The organism is Providencia sp. UF-183, from assembly GCF_058246155.1.
Genome location: NZ_JBSICD010000004.1, coordinates 23396 through 47487 on the forward strand (window position 1 = coordinate 23396; position 24092 = coordinate 47487).

Below are 24092 nucleotides of genomic sequence, written 5' to 3' on the forward strand. Positions count from 1 at the left end.
ATTATTTATTTAACAATTAATCTACATATATGAGTAGTAAGGTGTCAAGATAAATTTATGATAGGGATGTTTTTTTGAATAGTGGGATAGTAGGGCTATCAGGGAGTTGCCTCCCCGATAGTTAAGCATTCGATTTATTAGAATGCGTAGTTAAAGTTCACGCCGTATAACCAAGCAGAGCCTTCAGATTTGAAGCGAGTAGTTGTGCTTGGATCACCTTCTTTTAGCATTTCATTGATATTGACTTTTTTGCCATACATATAGGCAATACCAACGTCAACAGAGGCATTTTCATTAAATGCATAGGTTGTACCCGCACTTAACCAATAGCGGTCTTGGTCAGGAATCGAAATAGAGCGGTATTCTGAACGTACAGGAGTTTGGTCATAGGCAATACCTGTACGGAAAGTCCAACTGTCATCATAAAAATAAGTAGTACCAAGTGCTAAACGCCAAGCATCTTTAAAGTGCTCAGGTTTATGAAACAGTTCTTTACCATTGCTTTTTTGATAAGCTGTGAGTTCTTTAAACTCACTCCAGCCTGTATAGGCTGCACTATAGTGTAGAGCCCATTTTGGTGCGACTTTATGGTAACCAGAAAACTCCCAGATATCTGGTAGGTTAAGATCCAATTTTCCTTTAACGCTAGAACCAGCCAGTCCACCTGCCATTGCTGGTAAGTCATTTGAGAATTTGCCATCCTCAAATTTAACTTTAACCTTTGAGCGGTAAGTTAAGCTTAGGCGGTTATCTTGGTTGAATTCATATAAAACACCTGCATTCCAGCCATAACCCCAGTCATCACCTTTTAATTTCGCAGCAGTTGTACTTGGTGTAACACCTAATGCCGGAGGAAGCTTTGCAGCTCCTATACCTACATGACGAGTAATTTCAGCATCAGCATAGACAGCGTTAGCACCTAAACCAAAGCTAAAATTATCATTTAGGCGGTATGCACCACTTAAATTTAAGTTAACAGTTTTTAAATCAGTTTTTCCGCCAACAGGCCCACCTGCATAACTTTTTGGAAAATCGGTCGCTAAACCGAAGTTTGTTGTCATGGACGTACCAACAGCCCATTTATCATTAATTGGGAAAATAAAATGCGCATTAGGCACAACGGCACTTGGCGCGATATCATTAGCAGTAAATGCGCTGTTATCACGACCTTTAATATCAACACTTGGGTCAATATACACCGCGCCTACAGACAGAGATGGTCGGTCAAATAGCATCATCGCAGCAGGGTTACGGCTCCCTTCACTTGCGTTGTCGCCCATCGCACCAGCTCCCGAAAATGCGCGTCCCAGTGCGGATGTAGAATATTCATTTAGTAAGAAACCCGCCGCGCCGGCGTTAGAAGATACAATTGCCACTGCTATTGCTAAAGCTGATTTCGAAAACAGGTTTTTCTGGCTCATGACCAAAACCCTCTTATGTTTTATTTTAAATAAAGCGACTTCTATCGCAAGAAGCGCAGAATTGTAGGGTCCATTGCCGTCATGACAAATCAGACCAGTTACTAGAGTATAGGTCTGACCACCCAATATGTTGCAAGCTTGTTTTGTATTTATTGTGACTTCGTTTTCAAAAATGCGATGTATTTAACAAAATAGCAACATTGGGTGACTGTTTTGGAGTAATAAATAATCAAATACGGGGTAAGATCAAACTTATGTTTAATTATTAGCAATAAGTTTTGATACATACTGGTTTTTACCACTTTTTCAGCGTTATGATAGCCACTTAACAGTTTGTTTATTTGGAGAGTAAAATGACTGATGCGATTAACCGTTGTAGTGCGGATGAAACAGCAGCTTGCTGTTGTGTGGATGTAGGCACAGTGCTGGATAATAAAGACTGTACTGCGTCGTATCAGCATGTTTTTGCCACCCAAGGTGAAGCGGAATCCATGTTGAAGATGCTCACAGAAAAAGCGAAGTCTGTTGAGTCAGATCCCTGTGCGATTAATCATACTTTTAAACAAGTTGATGGCGGTGTTGAACTGAGCGCAGAATTTAGTTTTAGCTGTGAAGCTGAAAGTCTGATTTTTCAGTTAGGCCTTCGTTAATCAAACGTTTGAATTCATTAAGTGAACCCTTCTATAGTGATAGCACCTTTTATTAGATGCTAAGTAATAGAAGGGTTTTTTATATTTGTTAAATCCATTCCTTTTCTTTTCAGCACTATTTTTATACCAACTTGCGTGCGCGCTCCCATTTTTTAGTCAATGCAATTGATAATTGTGAAAGTTATGTTAACAATCATTACAGGTCAGACCTCTTTCGGCCCATCGTGAAAAAATAAACAATAATTTTTATTTATGCTTTGCAGGAGCGACCATGAATCAACATTCCCACCATGGTGACAGTACATATTCAACAAAAGAGCGCATTGCCATTGTTAGTGGCTTACGTTTACCGTTTGCAAAGCAGTCAACGGCCTATCAAGGCATTGCTGCTGTGGATTTAGGCAAAGCGGTTGTCGCTGAATTATTAATTCGTAGCGATTTAGATAATCAGCTGATTGAACAACTTGTCTTTGGTCAAGTGGTTCAAATGCCTGAAGCACCCAACATTGCGCGGGAAATAGTGCTTGGCACAGGGATGAGCGTTTCAACGGATGCATACAGTGTTTCAAGGGCGTGTGCGACAAGCTTTCAAGCCATTGTGAATGTGGCTCAAAGTATGATGGTTGGGGATATTTCCGTTGGGGTTGCGGGCGGGGCTGACTCTTCTTCAGTTTTACCAATAGGCGTTTCAAAAAAATTAGCAGCAACGTTACTTGCACTGAGTAAGGCAAAGTCGGTTGGGCAAAAATTATCGCTTATCACAAAATTACGCTTAAAAGACTTAATGCCCGTTGCGCCTGGAGTAGCTGAATACTCGACAGGGCTTCGCATGGGGGACACCGCGGAGCAAATGGCGAAAAGCTACCACATCACGAGAGAACAACAAGATGAGTTAGCGCATCGTTCCCACGTTCTTGCGGCTAAAGCGTGGGAAGGTGGTTTATTGAATGATGAAGTCATGACGGCGTATATGCCACCTTTTAAGCAAGCCTTTTCGCAAGATAACAATGTACGAGGTAACTCCGTCTTATCTTCTTACGCTAAATTAAAACCTGCATTTGACCGCAAGCATGGCAGTGTCACCGCGGCGAATAGCACGCCTTTAACAGATGGTGCAGCCGCTGTATTGATGATGACAGAATCAAGGGCAAAAGCATTGGGTTATACCCCACTAGGTTATATTCGTAGCTATGCTTTTAGCGCGATTGATGTATGGGAAGATATGCTATTGGGGCCATCTTATGCAACGCCTATTGCCTTGAAACGTGCGGGGTTAACTTTACAAGATCTCACGTTAATTGATATGCATGAAGCCTTCGCGGCTCAAACATTGGCTAACGTCAAAATGTTTGGTAGTCGCCAATTTGCACAAGACAAACTAGGTTTAAAAAACGCCATTGGCGAGATAGACATGGACAAATTTAATGTTCTCGGCGGTTCTATCGCTTATGGTCACCCGTTTGCGGCTACGGGTGCAAGAATGGTGACACAAACACTGAATGAACTTCGTCGTCGTGGCGGTGGCTTTGGTTTAACAACAGCTTGTGCTGCGGGTGGTTTGGGTGCAGCTATGATTTTAGAGGTGGAATAATGACGCAAAATTCTACTACGGAATTGGTGATAGATAAGGCACAGCAAGCTTTCTCATTAGAAATTTATGATGAAAATGTAGGTGTGATTTTCATTGATGTTCCAAATGAAAAGGTTAATACACTAAAAGCTGAATTTGCTGAGCAATTTCTTGCAATCTTACAAAAAGCACAATCCACTTCGGGCTTAAAGGGGTTAGTGATCACCTCGGGCAAAAAAGATAACTTTATTGCAGGCGCCGATATCAGCATGATTGCGCATTGTGAATCGAAGGCGCAAGCCAGTGAGCTATCAAAATCAGGGCATATACTCTTTGATAAAATCGATAATTACCCATTACCGATTATTGCCGCTATCCATGGAGCATGTTTAGGTGGCGGTTTAGAGTTGGCATTAGCCTGTCATGCAAGGGTGTGTTCAAATGATGATAAAACGCGCCTCGGCTTGCCTGAAGTTCAGTTAGGCTTATTACCTGGCTCTGGTGGTACGCAGCGCTTGCCACGCTTAATCGGTATTCCCCAGGCGTTAGATTTGATGTTAACGGGTCGCCAGTTAAAAGCTAAACAAGCACTTAAATTGGGCCTTGTTGATGATGTTGTCCCTGAGTCAATTCTATTAGATGTCGCCGTTAAAATGGTTAAAAAAGGCGGTATTCAACGACCAGCTATTCATTGGCAGCAACGTTTACTGAGTAGCAAATTACTTCGCAACCAAGTGTTTAATGGGGCAAAGCAAAAAGTATTGAGTAAAACCAAAGGCCATTACCCTGCACCAGAAAAAATCATTCATGCGGTAAAAACGGGGATGAATCAAGGGTCATCTGCAGGGTTTGCCGAAGAGGCCAAAGCATTTGGTGAGTTAGCGATGTCCCCCGAGTCAGCTGCATTACGCAATTTATTCTTTGCTGTTACTGCGTTGAAGAATGAAACCGGTGCACACGCTAAGCCACTTGACGTTAACCAAGTGGGGGTGTTGGGCGGAGGGTTAATGGGCGGGGGGATTGCCTATGTGAGCGCAACGCAAGGAAAAGCGTCTGTTCGAATTAAGGATATATCAGAAAAAGGCATTGCTCAGGCTTTGAAATATAGCTGGGACTTATTGACCCAGCGAGTGAGCAAACGCCGATTATTGGCGCGCGAACGTGCTGCAACAATGGCTAAAATATCAGGAACATTGAATTATCAGGGGTTAGAAACCGCTGATCTCATTATTGAGGCTGTTTTTGAGGATTTAGCGCTGAAAAGAAAGATGGTTTCTGATGTTGAAAAAATGACGAGAAAGGATGTTATTTTTGCATCGAATACATCTTCATTACCTATTCACCAAATAGCCGCTAATGCCCAACATCCAGAGCGTGTCATTGGTTTACATTATTTCAGTCCCGTCGATAAAATGCCATTGGTTGAAGTTATTCCACATAAACAAACGGATGAAACAACAATTGCTACAGTGGTCGCATTCGCTAAGCGCCAAGGTAAAACGGCGATTGTGGTTGGTGATGATGCGGGTTTTTATGTTAATCGAATTCTTGCCCCTTTTTTATGCGAGGCGGCGCAGTGCCTTATTGAAGGTGAGTCTATCGATCATATTGACAGTGCATTAGTTGAGTTCGGTTTCCCTGTAGGGCCGTTTAATTTACTCGATGAAGTTGGTATTGATGTCGGCACTAAAATCTTACCTATTTTAGTAGGACGATTTGGGGATAGATTCAAAGCACCAGATATCCTAGATAAAGTTGTAAAAGATGACCGCAAAGGTAAGAAAAACGGAAAAGGCTTTTATGAGTACGGCCATTCTTCACCTAAGTTACTATTTTGGAAGAAAAATAAAAAACGCCAAGTGGATAAATCGATTTATTCTCTTATCGGCATCGTGCCAGAAAATAATTTAAGTAAGACAGATATCGCCCAACGTTGCGTGATGATGATGCTAAATGAAGCGGCTCGTTGTCTTGATGAGAAAATTATTCGCAGTGCAAGGGATGGTGATGTTGGCGCCGTCTTTGGTATTGGTTTCCCACCATTTTTTGGCGGTCCGTTCAGGTATATGGATAATTTTGGCATCACAAAAACGGTCGAGACACTAAAAGTGCTTGCAACACGCCATGGCGATAAATTCCAACCGTGTGATTTATTGTGTCAAATGGCAGAGAACAACCAAACGTTTTATTCAGTTGATGGTCAAGAATAACAACTGAAAACTAGGTCGTTTTTGGGGCTTAATAGCATTATACGATAAGCTAATAATGCGGTTGAGCGTAAGGAAAGCGTTAAGCCTGAGCTGAATATTAATCCATTCAGTTATCAGGCTTTTTTAATCGGTAGATTTAATTAACTGGAGTTATGTTTTGATAAAGGCACGTTAAAAAATCAATAAAAAGTCATTTAAATCATTTTAATTGTTGGTCATTTAATGCAGAATCACTTTTCACCCCAACTGATGGTTACTTTTACAACAATTATCTTAACAAAAAGAATAGCCACTTTACGTAAGTAGGCTACTCAGATGGTGGATTATGCAAGTTTATATTATGCGTCACGGCGATGCGGCGTTACATGCACCAAGCGATGCCGAAAGGCCATTAACACAAAAGGGAATAGATGAGTCAGTATTAATGGCTGAGTGGTTGAGAAATCGCGGCATTGAGATTGATACTGTTTTGGTTAGCCCTTATCTAAGAGCATTACAAACTGAAAAAGCAGTAAGTGAACACCTTAAACTTCCATCGACAAATGAAGTTTTAGCGCAATTAACCCCAGGTGGAAATGCGGCTTTTGTGGCCGACCATATACGCGATTTAGCGGTGACAGGTGCAAAGGCAATCTTGGTTGTATCCCATTTACCGTTAGTGGGGTATCTAGTGTCAGAGCTTTGTCCGCAGAAAGAACCGCCGATGTTTACAACATCAACGATTGCATGCATTGAATTGGATTTGGTTCACCAAAAAAGTGATGTTGAATGGATGCTAAGTCCATCTCAATTATTATTTGCTAAATAAATTCTCGCTAAACAGAGCACTTAACGACGAGTGCTCTCTTCATTTTCGATCAAAAGTAACAAAGCTGCATTGCCACCCCATTCTTTAGGCGCTTGGTGAAACGCAATAATATCAGGATGTTGTGCAAGCCATAGTGGTGTCTGTTGCTTTAATATATGTTTGCCATGCCCATGCATGATGCAGGCACAATAGACATTTTCACGTTTACAAGCTGCTATCAGCGCGCCAATTTCTTGCTTAGCTTCCATCTGAGTTAACCCATGTAAATCAAGAAACAGCTCTGGCGTGTAGTCTCCTCGACGTAATTTTTTGAGCTCATAAGGGTTAGAATCAGGTTTTAAATAACGAGTAGGACCTTCATTGTCTAATTGTGGCTGAAATTCGTCCGAAAAGTAGAAAGATGCATCGACTTGTTCCTGTTTCATTTTTTTTTCAGAAGGTTGCGTGACTTTCACACGCACGGGAGCATGCAGGACTTGATCCTGATTAATTTTTTTTGCGCCGCGAATTGCTTCTTTAAATAGATGAATTTCATCATCTTTCAGTCCAAATTTATTTTTCGTCATTTTAATAATATGTATAGAGCCATTTTGCAGGTCACTAGTGTAACCTATTTTCGTGAGATATGGGGACAAATGCATTTTTTAGCGTGACATAACAAAATTGTTACCTTTTGAGTCGCAGAGATTGACAAATGGTGTATAACTAGTCTAATTGTATATACATATCTATACCATTATTTTTCAAACTAATAAATCAACCTGCCACGACAATAGGAAAACTGATGTTATTTAAAACGCTACCGCAAGATGTGATCTGGCGTCATGGTCGTATTGCGACAATGGACCCAGATCGGATTGAGCCTTACGGGCTAATCGAAAATCATGACATAGTCGTTCGTGATAACCAAATTATTGCAATCTTACCACCAAAGGAAATTGAACAAAATCAATGTCAGGTTGTTGATGTAAAAGGAAAACTAATTACTCCTGGTTTGATTGACTGCCATACTCATTTAGTCTTTGGCGGAGATCGCGCTTCTGAATGGGAGCAGCGTATGAATGGTGTTTCTTATGAAACTATAAGTGCACAGGGCGGTGGAATTAACTCAACCGTTCGTGCTACAAGGCAAATGAGCGAAACAGAGCTATTTGAAAAAGCGCAGCCAAGGTTAGATGCATTAATTCGTGAAGGTGTGACGAGCATTGAAATGAAATCAGGTTATGGACTTGATTACCAAAACGAAGAAAAACAATTGCGGGTCGCAAAAAAATTACTTGCAGAATATCCTATTTCCATTTCTTCAACGCTCTTATCTGCTCATACGGTACCGCCAGAATTTAAAGGTAAACCAGACGAATATATTGACCTTATCTGCCAAAAAATTATGCCCGAATTATGGAATAAGGGGCTATTTGATGCTGTTGATGTGTTTTGTGAAAGTGTTGGTTTTTCTCTTAAGCAAAGTGAGAAATTATTTGCCGCTGCCCAGCAATTAGGCATACCGGTGAAGGGCCATGTTGAGCAATTATCTAATCTCGGTGGTAGTGGGTTAGTTGCACGCTATCATGGTCTATCGGTTGACCATATTGAGTACTTAGATTTAGCTGGAATTAAAGCACTTAAAGAAAGCGGAACAGTCGCTGTGTTGTTACCCGGTGCATTTTATTTCTTACGAGAAACGAAGTTGCCACCCATTGACTTATTACGTGAACACCAAGTACCAATGGCGATATCAACGGATTTTAACCCTGGAACAAGCCCATTTGCATCATTACGCCTGATCATGAATATGGCGGCAGTATTATTTAAATTAACGCCAGAGGAAATCTGGGCTGGAGTGACCCGTCATGCAGCAAAAGCTTTAGGGAAAGAACACACTCATGGTCAGTTAAAAGCTGGTTTTACCGCAGATTTTATTGTTTGGAATGCCAAAGAGCCTGTAGAAATGATATATGAGCAGGGGAGTAACCCGATGCATATACGTGTCTATCAAGGGCAAATCACACACCATAACCAATAATATTGATAACCGTTAGCATAAAAAAAGACATTTAAATTGGCGTGATAATCGCCATAATTAATTAATAAAGTTCTTATTGCCGTATATAGTGTAAGTGGTCACTATATACGGGCAGTATTTTGTTTTTAATTTTTTATTAAGCATCATTGTTTAATTACACAACTAACGTGTTTTAAAAATGATGAATTTTATTCGCGACTGTCAGGATGACGATATCCGATAGCACTAAGGCGGTGTTGCGTGATGATTAAAATAACATGCGCACATTCAAGATTTTAATGACTAATTTGGAATGAACAGTGACAGCCGAACAAAAAAATAAATCAGGAACGCCAGTTCCACTCTATTTGCAAGTAAAGCAATCAATCATTGAAAAAATACACACCGCGGAATGGCGTACGAATGACCGTATTCCGTCTGAGTCTGAACTCGTTTCTCAATTTCAATGTAGCCGAATGACAGCTAACCGTGCTTTAAGAGAATTAACAGCGGAAGGGCTGCTTGTTCGTTTACAAGGTGTAGGGACGTTTGTTGCTGAACCAAAAGGGCAATCCGCATTATTTGAAATTCACAGTATTGAAGCTGAAATTCTTGCAAGGAATCACAAATATAGCTGTCGGATTATTAAACTCGAAGAAATTCAAGCCTCTGCTGCACTAGCAAGTGAACTTAATATTCCTACTGAAGCCCCTGTTTTTCATTCGGTGATTATCCATATGGAAAATGATGTGCCAGTGCAAATTGAAGACCGTTATGTGAATGCGTTAGCTGCACCTGATTACCTTAAGCAAAACTTTTTGTCGATCACACCTCACGATTATTTATCACAAGTGGCGCCATTGACCCAAGGTGAACATATAGTTGAAGCTATTGAGGCCGATGAGCGCTCAGCAAGGTTGCTACAAATAAATGTTGGTGCTTCGTGCTTATTGATTACTCGACGTACATGGTCGCAAGCTTATATTGTGACAAGCACGAAATTATTGTTCCCTGGGCATCGTTATAAACTTAAAGGCAGTTTTTCCTCTTAACTCATTAATTGATAAACGGAATTTTGTTTAATACAAATTTCCGTTTTACCCTCCACTAAACACAATTCATCATTTTTAATTCTCTACTTATTAAGTGTAAATTTGTTGTGAAATAAATGTGATCGAGTAGGCAAATTTAGAAGAAAAAAACAGCGTTTATAAAAAATATAAAATATTCATCTCAATGTTTTTTCAGGTAAAAAAACCTTTTAATATCAAATTTTTTTAATTTTTATGTTAAAAAATGGATTGATCGTACATGTATATACAACTATATCTATATAAACATGAATGGTATCCAATGATTCGATAAAAGAGGGTATACAAGTGACAGCACTGAATAATAAATACAGAAATATCGAAATTAGAGCGCCGCACGGAAATACATTAACGGCAAAAAGTTGGCTGACGGAAGCGCCACTGAGAATGTTAATGAATAACCTTGACCCTGATGTTGCTGAAAACCCCCATGAGCTGGTGGTGTATGGCGGAATTGGTCGCGCTGCACGTAACTGGCAATGCTATGACCAAATCATTGAATCACTAAAGCAACTTGAAAACGACGAAACGTTGCTTGTGCAATCAGGCAAACCTGTGGGTGTATTTAAAACACATTCGAATGCGCCACGCGTATTAATTGCTAACTCAAACTTAGTTCCGCACTGGGCAAACTGGGAGCATTTCAATGAGCTAGATGCAAAAGGTTTAGCAATGTACGGGCAAATGACCGCGGGGAGTTGGATTTACATCGGCAGCCAAGGCATTGTGCAAGGAACCTACGAAACGTTTGTTGAAGCTGCTCGTCAGCATTTTAATGGTGATTTAACGGGGCGCTGGGTGTTAACTGCTGGCTTAGGTGGAATGGGCGGTGCTCAACCATTAGCTGCCACATTAGCAGGGGCTTGTTCACTTAATATTGAATGCCAACAAAGCCGTATCGATTTTCGTTTAAGAACTCACTACATTGATGAGCAAGCAACTGATCTTGATGATGCACTTGCACGTATCGAAAAATACACCGCGCAAGGTAAAGCTATTTCTATTGCGTTGTGTGCAAATGCCGCAGAAGTCCTGCCTGAGCTGGTTAAACGCGGAGTAAAACCCGATATGGTGACAGATCAAACTAGTGCTCACGACCCACTAAATGGCTATTTACCGATTGGCATGACGTGGGATGAATACCGAGAGCAAAGCGTAAAAGACCCGCAAGGCACCGCGTTAGCTGCGAAAAAATCCATGGCTGAACATGTCAAAGCCATGCTCGCGTTTAAAAAACAAGGCATTCCAACGTTTGATTATGGCAATAATATTCGTCAAATGGCATTGGAAATGGGCGTGGAAAATGCATTTGATTTCCCAGGTTTTGTTCCTGCGTATATCCGCCCGTTATTTTGTCGTGGAGTTGGCCCATTCCGTTGGGTAGCTTTATCAGGCAACCCTGAGGATATTTATAAAACGGATGCTAAAGTTAAAGAATTATTACCAGATGACAAACACTTACATCGCTGGTTGGATATGGCGCGTGAGCGTATTAGCTTCCAGGGATTACCTGCGCGTATTTGCTGGGTAGGGCTAGGGGATAGAGCAAAACTCGGCTTAGCATTCAATGAAATGGTTAGAAGTGGTGAGGTTTCCGCACCCATAGTCATTGGGCGCGACCATTTAGACTCAGGTTCTGTCGCAAGTCCAAACCGTGAAACAGAATCCATGAAAGATGGCTCTGATGCCGTATCAGATTGGCCATTACTCAATGCATTATTGAATACAGCTAGTGGCGCTACGTGGGTTTCACTACACCATGGTGGTGGCGTTGGCATGGGCTTTTCGCAACATTCCGGTGTGGTCATTGTGTGTGACGGAACCGATGAAGCGGCTGAACGCATTGCGCGTGTGCTTCACAATGACCCTGCAACAGGGGTTATGCGCCATGCGGATGCAGGGTATGAGATTGCAATTGATTGTGCGAAAGAAAAAAACCTTAATTTACCTATGATTAAAACTCGCTAAGGAGTGCCATTAATGACTAAGTTAACTATCCATCCAGGAAAAATGACACTCGATGAGTTACGTATTGTTTTCCAACAAACAGTGACCGTTTCCCTTGATAAACGTGCACAAGCTGCGATTGAGAAAAGCGTTGCAACCGTCAATAAGATCATCGCGGAAGATAAAACTGCATATGGTATCAATACAGGTTTTGGCTTGCTTGCAAACACCCGTATTGCCACGAAAGATTTACAGTCATTACAACGTTCTATTGTGATGTCCCATGCGGCAGGTGTTGGCGAACCACTTGATGATGAACTGGTTCGCTTGATTATGGTTCTAAAGATCAATAGCTTAGCGAGGGGGTTTTCAGGTATCCGCCTTGAAGTCATTAATGCGCTGATCGCATTAGTGAATGCGCAAGTTTATCCGTTCATTCCAGCTAAGGGTTCTGTTGGGGCATCAGGAGATTTAGCGCCTTTAGCACATATGAGTTTGATTTTATTAGGGGAAGGTAAAGCCCGTTTTGAAGGTAAATGGATTTCAGCGAAGAAAGCACTGGAAAAAGCAGGCCTGTCGCCATTGAAATTAGAAGCTAAAGAAGGTTTGGCATTATTAAATGGAACGCAAACCTCAACTGCATTTGCGCTTAAAGGGTTATTCGAAGCGGAAAAACTCCTGCTTTCAGGTATTGTTTGCGGTGCATTAAGTGTTGAAGCCACGCTAGGTTCACGTAAACCATTTGACCCACGTGTACAAGAAGTTCGTGGGCAAAAGGGGCAAATCGATGTGGCAGCCATGTTCCGTGAAATTTTATCGCCAACGAGTGAATTAGCCAAATCCCACGAAAACTGCGTAAAAGTGCAAGACCCCTATTCACTACGTTGCCAACCGCAAGTGATGGGCGCGTGTTTAACACAAATTCGCCAAGCGGCTGAGGTGATTTTAATTGAATCGAATGCAGTGTCAGATAACCCGCTGGTCTTTACAGATAACGGTGACATTATTTCAGGCGGGAACTTCCACGCAGAGCCTGTGGCGATGGCGTCAGATAATATTGCTCTTGCGCTGGCTGAAATTGGTGCCTTGTCAGAACGCCGTATTGCATTACTAATGGACACACATATGTCCCAATTACCGCCATTCCTTGTCAATAATGGCGGTGTGAATTCGGGCTTTATGATTGCGCAGGTGACAGCCGCTGCATTAGCAAGCGAAAACAAAGCATTAGCACACCCATCTAGCGTTGATAGCTTACCAACCTCTGCAAATCAGGAAGATCACGTATCAATGGCACCTGCGGCGGGTCGTCGTTTATGGGAAATGGCAAAAAATGTCACGGGTATTTTGGCAATAGAGTGGTTATCCGCTTGTCAGGGGATGGATTTCCGTGAAGGGTTAAAATCAAGTGAAGCACTCGAAAAAGCACGTAAAACACTGCGTGACCAAGTGTCTTACTATGATAAAGACCGCTATTTTGCCCCTGATATTGAAGCGGCAATAAACCTCATTAATCAACACAAACTCTCAACACTCTTTACGGTAGGGACCGTCTTCCCTAAATAGCACATCAAGCAAATAAAAGGTGGCCGGCAATGTATCGGCCGCCTGAAGTATTTATCTGCACGACTAATAAAATAATACGAAGGATAAATCATGCAAAGCACATCACAACTTGCGCGAGGGCTTTCTGCGCGCCACATTCGATTTATGGCTCTTGGCTCTGCGATTGGTACAGGGCTATTTTACGGTTCAGCAAAAGCGATAGAAACTGCAGGCCCGGCGGTCCTGCTGGCATATATCATTGGTGGCGCGGCCGTATTTATGGTGATGCGTGCACTCGGTGAAATGGCCGTTCACCGCCCGCTGGCGGGGTCTTTTTCCCAGTATGCAAGCCATTATTTAGGTGCTAGAGCTGGCTTTTTTGCTGGCTGGACTTATGTATTTGAAATGCTAATTGTTTGTCTCGCAGATGTCACGGCATTCGGCGTGTATATGAAACTGTGGTTCCCAGAAGTTGAACAATGGATTTGGGTGCTCAGCATTATATTTTTTATCGGTGCGATTAACTTATGCCACGTAAAAACCTTTGGTGAAATGGAGTTTTGGCTTTCCATTATCAAAGTGGTGGCGATTATTGCGATGATAGTGGGCGGTGCTGCAATTATGTTGTTTGGCTTTGGTCAGGCAGCAGACCATGCAGTGGGTGTATCTAACTTATTTATTCATGACGGGTTTATGCCGAATGGAATAGGTGGGGTGATTGCGTCATTTGCCGTAGTGATGTTTGCGTTCGGGGGCATTGAGGTTATAGGTATTACAGCAAGTGAAGCGAAAAACCCTGAAACGACGATCCCAAGGGCCATTAACGCCGTACCAATTCGTATCTTACTTTTTTATGTCCTGACGTTATTTGTATTGATGTGTATATACCCATGGAACCAAATTGGTCAACAAGGTAGCCCATTCGTCCAAATTTTCGATAGCTTAGGGATACAGTCCGCTGCAAATATTTTGAATGTGGTGGTGATCACCGCGGCGATATCAGCGATCAATAGCGATATTTTTGGTGCAGGGCGCATGATGTACGGGATGGCGCATGAAGGACAAGCACCGAAAGCCTTCACTAAGCTAACAAAAAATGGTGTGCCATGGATGACCGTGCTCGTAATGGTGGGAGTTCTGTTAGTAGGTGTCGTCTTGAACTACGTTATTCCTGATGATGTGTTTGTCGTGATTGCATCCATTGCGACATTTGCCACGATTTGGGTCTGGCTGATGATTTTGCTGTCACAATTTGCGATGCGCAAAAAAATGTCTCCTGAAGAAATTAGTCAATTGAAATTCCCGGTGCCGATGTGGCCTGTTGCACCAATTCTCGCGATTGCTTTTATGGTGTTTATCTTTGGTGTGCTCGGTTATTTCGAAAGTACTCGAATTGCCTTGTATGTTGGTATCGGTTGGTTAGTATTATTAACTATCGCTTATGCGTTATGGGTTAAAAAGCCTGCAAAAGAAACGGAAGCGCTCGTCCAAAGTGAAAGTTAATCTCGCCATTTTTCTCTGATTGTTTTGGTATCTTCATTCATGCCCTTTAGCGTCTTAAAGGGCATTTTTGCATCAAATTGCTATTCAAAGGTGCGATTTGGTCGTTTTGTTAATTATTTTATTGCATTAATCTGCTGATTTGTCTTTCACTTCGTGGCAAACTTTAGCTATTCGCATTTTCCCTTTCAAAAATCACGCTGGAGAAACCCTTCTTGGAAAAGATCTTCGTTGATGAAGCTGTTGCAGAACTTCATACCATTCAGGATATTTTACGTTGGACGATGAGCCGTTTTAATGCCGCCAATGTATATTATGGCCACGGAACCGATAACCCGTGGGATGAGGCGCTGCAATTAGTGTTGCCAACGCTTTATTTACCGTTAGATCTGCCGGATGAACTTCTCACATCGCGCTTAACGCCAACTGAGCGCCACCGTATTATTGAGCGTGTTTTACGCCGCATTAATGACCGTATTCCAGTGGCCTACTTGACCAACCGTTCATGGTTCTGCGGCCATGAATTCTATGTGGATGAGCGGGTGCTGATCCCACGTTCACCAATTGGAGAGCTGATTAATAACCACTTTGTTGGGTTATTAGCAGATGAACCACAGACTATTTTAGATTTATGCACTGGCAGCGGCTGCATTGCTATTGCGTGTGCTTATGAATTCCCTGATGCAGAAGTGGATGCGGTTGATATTTCTAGTGATGTTCTTGCTGTTGCCGAAGAAAATATCGCTAACCACGGTTTAGATCACCGTGTAGTACCTATCCGTTCAGACTTATTCCGTGATATGCCAGAGGTAAAATATGACCTCATCGTCACGAACCCCCCGTATGTAGATGCCGAGGACATGGGGGACTTACCAGAGGAATTCCGTGTTGAACCTGAATTAGCACTTGCTGCGGGTAGTGATGGCTTAAAACTGGTACGTCGAATTCTGGCAAATGCGCCGCGTTTTCTCACTGAAGAGGGAATTCTGGTGTGTGAAGTCGGTAACAGTATGGTGCATCTCATTGAACAATACCCAGAGATCCCATTTATTTGGTTAGATTTCGAATACGGTGGTGATGGCGTATTTATGTTAACGCGTGAACAGCTAGTTGAGCATCATGCGCATTTTGATTTATATATTGATTAATCAATAGTTGCACGATGGATTAGTATAGGGTAATCAATAAGAACAACATAACAACATCATTATTAACAACCACATTCTTGGTATTCAAGAACGGCTTAAAATAGGAAACTCCGATGGCTGGAAATTCAATTGGGCAACAGTTTCGTGTGACCACATTTGGTGAGTCACACGGTGTGGCATTAGGTTGCATCGTCGATGGCGTACCTCCGGGGTTAGCACTGACAGAAGCAGATTTACAAATCGATTTAGACCGTCGCCGCCCAGGTACATCACGTTATACAACAGCGCGCCGTGAACCTGATCAGGTTAAAATTCTTTCGGGTGTATTTAATGGTATCACCACAGGGACAAGCATTGGCCTGTTGATTGAAAATACCGACCAACGTTCACAAGACTACGGTGCAATCAAAGATGTCTTTAGGCCAGGGCATGCCGATTACACCTATGAGCAGAAATATGGTCAACGGGATTACCGTGGTGGTGGGCGTTCATCAGCACGTGAAACCGCAATGCGTGTTGCTGCTGGTGCCATTGCAAAAAAATACCTGCAAGAGAAATTAGGTATTCAAATTCGCGGTTGTTTAACACAGATGGGCCCTGTTGAGTGTGAAATTAAAGATTGGTCAATCGTTGAAGAAAACCCATTCTTTTGCCCTGACCCTAGCAAATTAGACGCCCTTGATGAATTACTGCGTGGCTTGAAAAAAGAAGGCGACTCCATTGGTGCGAAAATTACCGTTGTTGCTGAGCATGTTCCTGCTGGATTAGGCGAACCTGTATTTGACCGATTAGATGCGGATATTGCCCATGCACTAATGAGCATTAATGCGGTTAAAGGGGTGGAAATTGGTGATGGCTTTGGCGTTATTGGCCTGAAAGGCAGTGAAAACCGTGATGAAATTACCCGCGCAGGTTTTACGTCAAATCATGCTGGGGGAATTTTAGGGGGGATTAGCAGCAGCCAACCTATTATTGCCCATATTGCTTTAAAACCGACCTCAAGCATTACAGTTTCAGGTAAAACATTAAATCGTGATGGTGAAGAAGTGGATATGATCACCAAAGGTCGCCATGACCCTTGTGTGGGGATCCGCGCTGTGCCTATCGCAGAAGCGATGTTGGCGATTGTGTTAATGGACCATTTCTTGCGCCACCGTGGTCAGTGTGCGGATGTGACTCCTGCAATGCAACCATTTGAATAACAGTAAAAAATAGCTAATGTTATCAGAGGAGCGAAGCAGTTAGTCGCTCTTCTAAAATGAAGGTTTGGATGACACCTCCTTAAAAATATTTCATCTGGGTTGTGATATCGCAATGCAAAGTTGCGATAAATTACGCGTTAACATCATGATGTTTCTCATTTTTGGATTGAAAAATGGATTGGCTAACCGCCGTTGCACCTGAAGTTTATGCCTTACTTTTCTTTGTTGCACTTTTTGCTGGTTTTATTGACTCCATTGCGGGCGGTGGCGGGTTATTAACGATACCCGCGCTGTTGTCCGTTGGTATCACACCTGTTGAAGCGTTAGCGACCAATAAGCTCCAAGCAGTTGGCGGGTCATTTTCTTCTACTTTATATTTTGTTAGGCGCAAAGCGATTGACCTACGCGAGCAAATATTCCCCTTCATTATGACAATGTTTGGTGCGATGCTCGGGGCGATTGTTATTCAAATGATTGATACCGCCTTCCTTAAGCAGTTGCTTCCCGTATTGGTTATCTGTGTTGGTCTCTATTTTTTATTAACGCCATCAATCGGTGTGCAAGATAGGCAGCAACGTGTGAGCATGCCATTTTTTGGCGTGGCTATTGGTATGACTCTGGGCTTCTATGATGGCGCATTTGGGCCGGGTACAGGTTCATTTTTGGCTTTAGGTTATGTGCTGCTGCTCGGTTATAATCTGGCAAAAGCCACTGCTCATGCAAAATTACTCAACTTCGCCTCCAATTTCGGCTCTTTAGTGTTTTTTATTATCGGAGGTCATGTTCTTTGGATGCTCGGTTTTGTTATGCTGGCGGGCCAAATGATAGGCGCACGATTAGGCGCTCGTTTGGTGCTAACTAAAGGACAAAAACTGATCAGGCCGATGATTGTGGTGATTTCGTTATTGATGAGTATTAAGTTACTCCACGATAGCCATGGTGATGTGATTAAAGCTTGGTTCCTCTCATTATTTTAAGATGATTTAAATTATTCATGAGTAAACATAATTATCAGGACTTGATTAATATTTTTGATGGATGTTTTGGTGAAACTTATAACACCAAGCTGGTAAAAGGGGACGATGAACCCATTTATTTACCTGCCGATGAGGCCGTTCCTTATCACCGTATTGTGTTTGCCCATGGCTTTTTTACCAGCGGGTTGCATGAAATTTCTCACTGGTGTATCGCGGGTGAAGCACGGCGCCAGCAGGTAGATTACGGTTATTGGTATTGCCCTGATGGGCGTGATGAAAAAACACAATGTGAGTTTGAAGTCGTTGAAATAAAGCCTCAAGCCCTTGATTGGCTATTTTGTGTTGTAGTAGGAATTCCTTTTAATGTTAGCTGCGATAATTTGGAAGGGAATTTTGAACCCGATCGCATCGCATTTATGCGCAAAGTTCATACACAAGTGATGACTTATTTGCAAAATGGCATTCCTGAGCGCCCATTATGCTTTATTAATGCGTTACAATCGTTTTACAATACGCCTCCACTTTGTGCAGAAGACTTTCCCTATCCGGAAGACATTTTTGCCTGATTGACACATTTAAAGTAAGGATTAAGCATGCTTGCGGATTTAGAAACACGCATACTGACAAAAATTGATGATATGGTTGAACACGCTAGCGACGATGAATTATTCGCAGGCGGCTATCTGCGTGGTCACTTAACCCTTGCTGTGGCTGAGCTTGAAGAAGAAAACGAAACCAGCTCAGAAGCGTTGTATCAACGCGTTGAAGAAAGTATTCAAACTGCCATTAAAGCGGGTGAGTTAACACCCCCTGACCAAATTTTGGTTTTAGGTATGTGGAAAAATTTATTAAATAACGCAATTTAATTTTCTGTGTTATGAATTGGAAGCGGGGAAACCCGCTTTTTTGTTAGCTAAATTTTGTGATAAGTAAACATGATGGCGCATACTCGCTTAGCTAAATTGGCAGATGCCAAATACCTCCCTGCGGTTGAAGCCTCCGCTGGGCAGGCATTCACGACTATTGAAAAATATAAATGGCTTGCTGAAGGTGATGGGCAAACAGAGCAAGATCACCTTGATTTTATTGCCAAGCAATTAGAATGGGTGGCAGTGAATGATAACGGTAGACCCATTGGTTTTATTAATGCTGAAATCCATCATGATAGCCTGTTTATTTGTGAGGTTTCAGTTTGCCAACAATGGCAAGGGCAGGGGCTGGGTAAAAAACTGATCAAGCAGGTTTTGGATGCGGCGTTGGCACGTAATATAGCGACTGTAACGTTGACCACTTGCCGCGATGTACCTTGGAATGCACCTTATTACCAACGCTTAGGTTTTGAAATAATTGATGAAAGCCAACTAACTGACGCACTGCGTGATATTTTACAAGCTGAAATCGACGCAGGGTTCAAAGCAACAGACCGCTGTGCGATGGCAATTCAATTAACTTAAAGCAGGCTTAAATTTATAGGCCTGCCAGTTGGTTGTTAGTAAGGTATTTTTACGGGGCGGCCTACCCGCAATTTTTTTACCCAAAAACGATTTGGGTTCAATTCAGCCAACGTTTCATCATCTAATGGTAGAGGCTGCCCAAAAATCTGTGAAGCAAGAATTTCCGCACACAGTGGGGCGGTGGATAGCCCTCTTGAGCCCAGCGCACCAAAGATAAACAAGTTGGGGTAAACGGGGGCATCCTCAATGGGTTGGCTCTTTGCGATTTTTGCCTGCAAATCATGATAAGCAGCTAAATGCTGCTCATAATTTGGCACGTTTCCTAAGAGTGGAAAATGGTCACGTATGACGCAGCGAATGCCTTGGCGCGATTGTTGTTGTGAAATATTGATATCATGTGGCCATGAAACATCGGGTAAATTATCAATCAGCTTTTGGCGGTTAGCTTGCTGCTCAGCTTCATTGTAGTCTAAATCGAGGTAGTCACGTTGATAGCTGGCGCCTAAACAATGTTGCTTGCCTGTATTGTCCGCAGGGGTTAAATAGCCCTCAAAACACAACACATTTTTAAGTTTTTGCAGCATTGGGTTGGTCGGAATATGGCTGACTTGCCCCCGTACCGCGTTTATGGGCAAATTAACGGTTTGTGAATATTGGCGCAGTTTATGGCCATTAGCAATAACTACAGTTGGGTGTACACGTGTTAGCTCGTTTTGTTCTGGTGTTGTTATCTTCAATTGCCAGTCGCGTTCGTTTTGCACTAATGCCGTGACATCATGATTGAAATAAAACTGAACACCTTGGTGTTGCAGATAATGATACAAGCCCTCGCACAGATCAGCAGGGCAGAGCCAGCCACCAGATGGATAATGAATACCATCGTAATTGACATCAACGCCACAAATATCATTGAGTTGCTGGTGGTTTTTACCCACGGCAAAATCTTCAGGCCAATCGGTATCTAGCATTCCCGCAATTTTACGGGCGATTTTTTCGTTATAGGCTAACTGAGTAACGCCACACCACTGACCATCAAAGGGAATTTCCAAGGTGGCAAGCTGGTGGTAAAAGAGTTTAGCAAATGGGAAAGCACTGACAAAAAAACGTTCGAGAGGGTCATTCGCGCCTGTTAATAAAGGGTAAATAGCACCTTGGCGGTTACCCGATGCATTTTGGGCAACATTGGCATCTTTACAATACAGTGTGACGTTGGCGCCGCGTTTCATAAGAAAGTAGGCGGCAGTTAAACTAGCAAGCCCACCACCAATAATGGCAATATCATGCGGGTTATCAGCAGGTTGCCTTTTACTCCACGGCATTGAACTCTGGTAAGTGTTTTCAGCTAATATGCCTGTTAACATTTCGCGTTTTTGCCCAAAGCCTTTGGCTTTTTGCAGTGTAAATCCTGCTTGTTGCAACCCGCGTTTGACAAAGCCAGCCACGGTAAATGTGGAGAATGTTGCACCTTTTCGAGCCAGTTTCGCCATTGTAGCGAACAGGTGTTCACTCCACATTTGTGGGTTTTTAGAAGGTGCGAAACCATCCAAAAACCAAGCATCTATCTTGTTGTTTAAATTGTCTTTAAGAAGCGATATTTGCTCATTAACATCCCCAAACCATAAATCTAATGTGATATCACCATTTTCCAAAATAATTCTTTGGTTACCCGCTAATGCAGGCGGCCAGTTTTCACATAATTCGGTAGATAGCGCAGAAAGCTCAGGCCAGCATCGATGTGCAGCAATTAAGTCCGCTTTTGTTAGGGGGAATTGTTCAAAACTGATGAAATGTAACCGCTTAAGGGGGGATTGTGGATCCTGAGCTTTGAACTGCACAAATGATTGCCATAAAACGAGAAAATTCAAACCTGTACCGAATCCTGTTTCAGCGATCACGCAGGTTTCACCAGAATGGGTCTTAAAACGCTCAGGGAAATGATTTCCGTGCAAAAAAACATGGCGGGACTCTTCTAACCCATTTTGGTTAGAGAAATAGATATCTGCAAATTGCTCAGACATGGGAGTGCCTTCATCATTCCAGCTAAGGCGTGCGGTTTGTACTGCGCTCTTTTTCACGATAAAGCCTATGATCACCAAATAATCGCTAAATTTTACCGCTGATAGTCGTGTAAGGCTACTGTCATAAAAAAGTGTTATTACTGCCGTAGAGAAAAAAATACAAAAATTTACCCTGATCGGACTTGTTCAGCGTACAAGTGTAAGCTAAAGTGACACCCTGTAATCCCGCAATCATATAAATATAGACATGAGGTAACGAATGAAGCGTGCAGTCATCACTGGTCTAGGTATCGTTTCCAGCCTTGGTAATAACCAGGAAGAAGTACTGGCTTCTCTGAAGGAAGGTCGTTCCGGGATCACTTTCTCAGAAGAATTCAAAGAGGCAGGGCTTCGTAGCCATGTCTGGGGTAATGTCAAAAATTTAGATCCCAAAGACCTGATCGACCGTAAAATGTACCGTTTTATGAGTGATTGTTCCGCATATGCTTACTTGTCTATGGAACAGGCGATTGCGGATTCAGGTTTAACTGAAGAACAAGTTTCGAATTTACGTACGGGTATTGTTGTTGGTTCAGGCGGTGGTTCTCCACGTAACCAAGTCGCGGGTTCAGACGGCATGCGTGCTAAAGGTTTACGCGGTGTAGGTCCATACATGGTGACCCGTGCAATGGCATCAGGTATCTCTGCTTGCTTAGCAACACCGTTTAAAATTAAAGGTGTGAACTACTCAATCAGTTCTGCTTGCTCCACATCTGCGCACTGTATCGGCCATGCAGTTGAATTAATTCAACTGGGCAAACAAGATGTAATTTTCGCCGGTGGTGGTGAAGAGCTGAGCTGGGAAATGACCTGTGAGTTCGATGCAATGGGCGCGTTGTCTACCAAGTATAATGAAACGCCGGATAAAGCATCGAGAACTTACGACAAAGACCGTGATGGTTTCGTTATTGCAGGCGGCGGCGGTATTGTTGTCGTTGAAGAATTAGAGCACGCGTTAGCGCGTGGCGCACATATCTACGCTGAAATCGTGGGTTATGGTGCAACATCTGATGGTGCTGACATGGTTGCTCCATCTGGTGAAGGCGCTGTGCGTTGTATGCAAATGGCAATGCAAGGTATTGATAAAATTGATTACATCAATACTCACGGTACCTCAACACCTGTTGGTGATACGAAAGAGTTAGAAGCTATCCAAGAAGTATTTGGTGATAACTCTCCGGCTATCTCTGCAACGAAAGCAATGAGCGGTCACTCATTGGGCGCTGCGGGTGTACACGAAGCTATCTACAGTTTATTAATGTTAGAACACGGCTTTATTGCGCCAAGCATTAACGTTGAAAACTTAGATGAGAAAGCAGCTGGTTTGAATATCGTGACTAAACCAACGGAACAAGCGTTGAATACAGTGATGTCAAACAGCTTCGGCTTTGGTGGTACTAACGCCACATTAGTGATGAGCAAATATAAAGCGTAATAGCAAGTAGTTTACTCAATCTAATAATAAAAACGAGAACAGTAGTTCTCGTTTTTATTTGTGTCAAAAATAATATTTCTTATATCATAAGTGTGGTTTTCATTTATTAAATAAATAATCGAAAATTTAAAGATAAAAAAACAAATTTATGTCATTCTGTTTTTTTATAAAAACAGGGATGTAAAATATAAATGGGAATTAGCTGTTTTTTTTCAAATGTAAATTATCGGGTAAAGCAGGTTTTAAATGAAAGTTCGTCGCGAGCAATAAATCAGTATAATAAAAATCCAAGTGAAAAAGGATTAATTGATACAATTAAGTTTGTTAATAATAAAATCAATTTTTATAGAATATATGATGATTCTTATTCAAAGAGCTCTTGCGTCAAGCCAAAGTTAGATAGAAAGGCACAGCACCTAAAACAATTACATGCAGTTTATTCGGATAGAGATATTACAAAAAATACGGGCCATACCAATATATTAAAAACGTTTAATGTTAATTATGAAAGTGCCAGGAATTGGAATGCAGCCCATTATGACTGTACGAAAAAAGAACTAACACAAGAAGTGCTTGAGAGTACAATTTTTGATAAAACCAAGAATAAACTATTTAATATCACTAGTATTAATGCGGATTTTTCAGACTCTGTATTAAATGGTGTTCAATTGACTTTAGCAACTAATACTAATCTACTCCATGGTAAATTTGAAAATACACAATTTAAAAATTGTGAGATTGAAATCCCATTTGATGAAAATGCGAACTTCTATTTTAAGGGTAGTACATTTGATAATTCAATATTAAAAATTAAATTTGATGTAGATAATGCGGTAAGAAATCGACTTAAAATGGGAAACCAATGGGATGAGTTTGAAAAAGAAAGCCAAATACTTAAAATTATTAATACAATAAGTGATAAAGAAATAAAAATTGATTTAATTGATCAAGTTTATAATTACAATCAATTAGTTAAAAAGGGAATAAACAGTGCAATTCAAAGTAATTTGAGAAACAATGTGAAATACTCTTAATTATTTTTGACTTAAAATGGCAGTATGATTTGCTGCCATTT

The 24092-nt window shown here is 41.9% G+C and carries 20 protein-coding genes; 17 read left to right on the forward strand and 3 right to left on the reverse strand.

Annotated features, from left to right (window positions below; translation table 11 throughout):
• Positions 1–137 precede the first annotated feature (137 nt).
• On the reverse strand, positions 138–1421 hold the full coding sequence (gene fadL / locus AC4IFT_RS04440) for a long-chain fatty acid transporter FadL (protein ID WP_490750706.1): 1284 nt from the start codon (positions 1419–1421) through the stop codon (positions 138–140).
• A 353-nt stretch (positions 1422–1774) separates the two neighbouring features.
• Between fadL and AC4IFT_RS04445 the strand changes: the two genes are divergently transcribed.
• From AC4IFT_RS04445 to sixA, 4 genes are all read left to right on the forward strand, one after another.
• Positions 1775–2071: a YfcZ/YiiS family protein gene (locus AC4IFT_RS04445; protein ID WP_275074618.1), complete on the forward strand. Its 297-nt coding sequence runs from the start codon at positions 1775–1777 to the stop codon at positions 2069–2071.
• Between the two features lie 271 nt (positions 2072–2342).
• Entirely contained in the window at positions 2343–3662 is a 1320-nt protein-coding gene (fadI, locus tag AC4IFT_RS04450; protein ID WP_490750707.1) for an acetyl-CoA C-acyltransferase FadI, read from the forward strand.
• Entirely contained in the window at positions 3662–5851 is a 2190-nt protein-coding gene (fadJ, locus tag AC4IFT_RS04455; protein ID WP_490750708.1) for a fatty acid oxidation complex subunit alpha FadJ, read from the forward strand. Before fadI ends, fadJ begins: the two co-directional genes overlap by 1 nt.
• Positions 5852–6176: 325 nt before the next feature.
• The gene (gene sixA / locus AC4IFT_RS04460; RefSeq protein WP_490750709.1) at positions 6177–6659 is read left to right on the forward strand and encodes a phosphohistidine phosphatase SixA; all 483 of its coding nucleotides are present in this window, start codon (positions 6177–6179) and stop codon (positions 6657–6659) included.
• A gap of 20 nt (positions 6660–6679) precedes the next feature.
• Here sixA and smrB read toward each other — a convergent pair whose 3' ends face one another.
• Positions 6680–7225, reverse strand: coding sequence for an endonuclease SmrB (gene smrB / locus AC4IFT_RS04465; RefSeq protein ID WP_490731433.1), 546 nt, complete (start codon positions 7223–7225; stop codon positions 6680–6682).
• A 218-nt stretch (positions 7226–7443) separates the two neighbouring features.
• Between smrB and hutI the strand changes: the two genes are divergently transcribed.
• From hutI to AC4IFT_RS04520, 11 genes are all read left to right on the forward strand, one after another.
• Positions 7444–8682: an imidazolonepropionase gene (gene hutI / locus AC4IFT_RS04470; protein ID WP_490750710.1), complete on the forward strand. Its 1239-nt coding sequence runs from the start codon at positions 7444–7446 to the stop codon at positions 8680–8682.
• A gap of 299 nt (positions 8683–8981) precedes the next feature.
• Complete coding sequence (gene hutC, locus AC4IFT_RS04475; RefSeq protein ID WP_490731429.1) at positions 8982–9713, forward strand: histidine utilization transcriptional repressor HutC; 732 nt, start codon at positions 8982–8984, stop codon at positions 9711–9713.
• A 327-nt stretch (positions 9714–10040) separates the two neighbouring features.
• Positions 10041–11720 carry a urocanate hydratase gene (hutU, locus tag AC4IFT_RS04480; RefSeq protein ID WP_490750711.1) on the forward strand — a complete coding sequence of 560 codons (1680 nt, stop codon included), beginning with the start codon at positions 10041–10043 and terminating at the stop codon, positions 11718–11720.
• Positions 11721–11732: 12 nt separating this feature from the next.
• Positions 11733–13265 carry a histidine ammonia-lyase gene (gene hutH, locus AC4IFT_RS04485; RefSeq protein WP_219247128.1) on the forward strand — a complete coding sequence of 511 codons (1533 nt, stop codon included), beginning with the start codon at positions 11733–11735 and terminating at the stop codon, positions 13263–13265.
• Positions 13266–13355: 90 nt separating this feature from the next.
• Entirely contained in the window at positions 13356–14747 is a 1392-nt protein-coding gene (locus AC4IFT_RS04490; RefSeq protein ID WP_490731423.1) for an amino acid permease, read from the forward strand.
• Positions 14748–14959: 212 nt separating this feature from the next.
• Positions 14960–15892 carry a 50S ribosomal protein L3 N(5)-glutamine methyltransferase gene (gene prmB / locus AC4IFT_RS04495; protein WP_490731421.1) on the forward strand — a complete coding sequence of 311 codons (933 nt, stop codon included), beginning with the start codon at positions 14960–14962 and terminating at the stop codon, positions 15890–15892.
• Between the two features lie 113 nt (positions 15893–16005).
• A complete protein-coding gene (gene aroC / locus AC4IFT_RS04500; RefSeq protein ID WP_490750712.1) occupies positions 16006–17094 on the forward strand; it encodes a chorismate synthase in 1089 nt (362 codons plus the stop codon).
• 173 nt (positions 17095–17267) lie between these two features.
• Positions 17268–18071, forward strand: coding sequence for a TSUP family transporter (locus AC4IFT_RS04505; protein ID WP_273803701.1), 804 nt, complete (start codon positions 17268–17270; stop codon positions 18069–18071).
• Positions 18072–18088: 17 nt separating this feature from the next.
• The gene (locus AC4IFT_RS04510) at positions 18089–18637 is read left to right on the forward strand and encodes an elongation factor P hydroxylase (RefSeq protein ID WP_490750713.1); all 549 of its coding nucleotides are present in this window, start codon (positions 18089–18091) and stop codon (positions 18635–18637) included.
• Between the two features lie 27 nt (positions 18638–18664).
• The gene (locus tag AC4IFT_RS04515) at positions 18665–18937 is read left to right on the forward strand and encodes a YfcL family protein (protein ID WP_219247140.1); all 273 of its coding nucleotides are present in this window, start codon (positions 18665–18667) and stop codon (positions 18935–18937) included.
• A 69-nt stretch (positions 18938–19006) separates the two neighbouring features.
• Positions 19007–19525, forward strand: coding sequence for a GNAT family N-acetyltransferase (locus AC4IFT_RS04520; RefSeq protein WP_490731415.1), 519 nt, complete (start codon positions 19007–19009; stop codon positions 19523–19525).
• Positions 19526–19560: 35 nt separating this feature from the next.
• Here AC4IFT_RS04520 and mnmC read toward each other — a convergent pair whose 3' ends face one another.
• The gene (gene mnmC, locus AC4IFT_RS04525) at positions 19561–21600 is read right to left on the reverse strand and encodes a bifunctional tRNA (5-methylaminomethyl-2-thiouridine)(34)-methyltransferase MnmC2/FAD-dependent 5-carboxymethylaminomethyl-2-thiouridine(34) oxidoreductase MnmC1 (RefSeq protein ID WP_490750714.1); all 2040 of its coding nucleotides are present in this window, start codon (positions 21598–21600) and stop codon (positions 19561–19563) included.
• Positions 21601–21802: 202 nt separating this feature from the next.
• On the opposite strand from mnmC, the gene fabB reads away from it, so the two are divergent.
• Together fabB and AC4IFT_RS04535 are read left to right on the forward strand one after the other, a co-directional pair.
• Positions 21803–23017 carry a beta-ketoacyl-ACP synthase I gene (gene fabB / locus AC4IFT_RS04530; RefSeq protein WP_490731411.1) on the forward strand — a complete coding sequence of 405 codons (1215 nt, stop codon included), beginning with the start codon at positions 21803–21805 and terminating at the stop codon, positions 23015–23017.
• Positions 23018–23208: 191 nt separating this feature from the next.
• Complete coding sequence (locus AC4IFT_RS04535; RefSeq protein WP_490750715.1) at positions 23209–24051, forward strand: hypothetical protein; 843 nt, start codon at positions 23209–23211, stop codon at positions 24049–24051.
• The last annotated feature ends 41 nt before the right edge of the window (positions 24052–24092 follow it).

Coding starts and splice junctions, on each gene's coding strand:
- fadL (WP_490750706.1), bottom strand. CDS start 1,421: ATGAGCCAGAAAAACCTGTTTTCGAAATCAGCTTTAGCAATAGCAGTG.
- AC4IFT_RS04445 (WP_275074618.1), top strand. CDS start 1,775: ATGACTGATGCGATTAACCGTTGTAGTGCGGATGAAACAGCAGCTTGC.
- fadI (WP_490750707.1), top strand. CDS start 2,343: ATGAATCAACATTCCCACCATGGTGACAGTACATATTCAACAAAAGAG.
- fadJ (WP_490750708.1), top strand. CDS start 3,662: ATGACGCAAAATTCTACTACGGAATTGGTGATAGATAAGGCACAGCAA.
- sixA (WP_490750709.1), top strand. CDS start 6,177: ATGCAAGTTTATATTATGCGTCACGGCGATGCGGCGTTACATGCACCA.
- smrB (WP_490731433.1), bottom strand. CDS start 7,225: ATGACGAAAAATAAATTTGGACTGAAAGATGATGAAATTCATCTATTT.
- hutI (WP_490750710.1), top strand. CDS start 7,444: ATGTTATTTAAAACGCTACCGCAAGATGTGATCTGGCGTCATGGTCGT.
- hutH (WP_219247128.1), top strand. CDS start 11,733: ATGACTAAGTTAACTATCCATCCAGGAAAAATGACACTCGATGAGTTA.
- AC4IFT_RS04490 (WP_490731423.1), top strand. CDS start 13,356: ATGCAAAGCACATCACAACTTGCGCGAGGGCTTTCTGCGCGCCACATT.
- aroC (WP_490750712.1), top strand. CDS start 16,006: ATGGCTGGAAATTCAATTGGGCAACAGTTTCGTGTGACCACATTTGGT.
- AC4IFT_RS04505 (WP_273803701.1), top strand. CDS start 17,268: ATGGATTGGCTAACCGCCGTTGCACCTGAAGTTTATGCCTTACTTTTC.
- AC4IFT_RS04510 (WP_490750713.1), top strand. CDS start 18,089: ATGAGTAAACATAATTATCAGGACTTGATTAATATTTTTGATGGATGT.
- AC4IFT_RS04515 (WP_219247140.1), top strand. CDS start 18,665: ATGCTTGCGGATTTAGAAACACGCATACTGACAAAAATTGATGATATG.
- AC4IFT_RS04520 (WP_490731415.1), top strand. CDS start 19,007: ATGATGGCGCATACTCGCTTAGCTAAATTGGCAGATGCCAAATACCTC.
- fabB (WP_490731411.1), top strand. CDS start 21,803: ATGAAGCGTGCAGTCATCACTGGTCTAGGTATCGTTTCCAGCCTTGGT.
- AC4IFT_RS04535 (WP_490750715.1), top strand. CDS start 23,209: ATGGGAATTAGCTGTTTTTTTTCAAATGTAAATTATCGGGTAAAGCAG.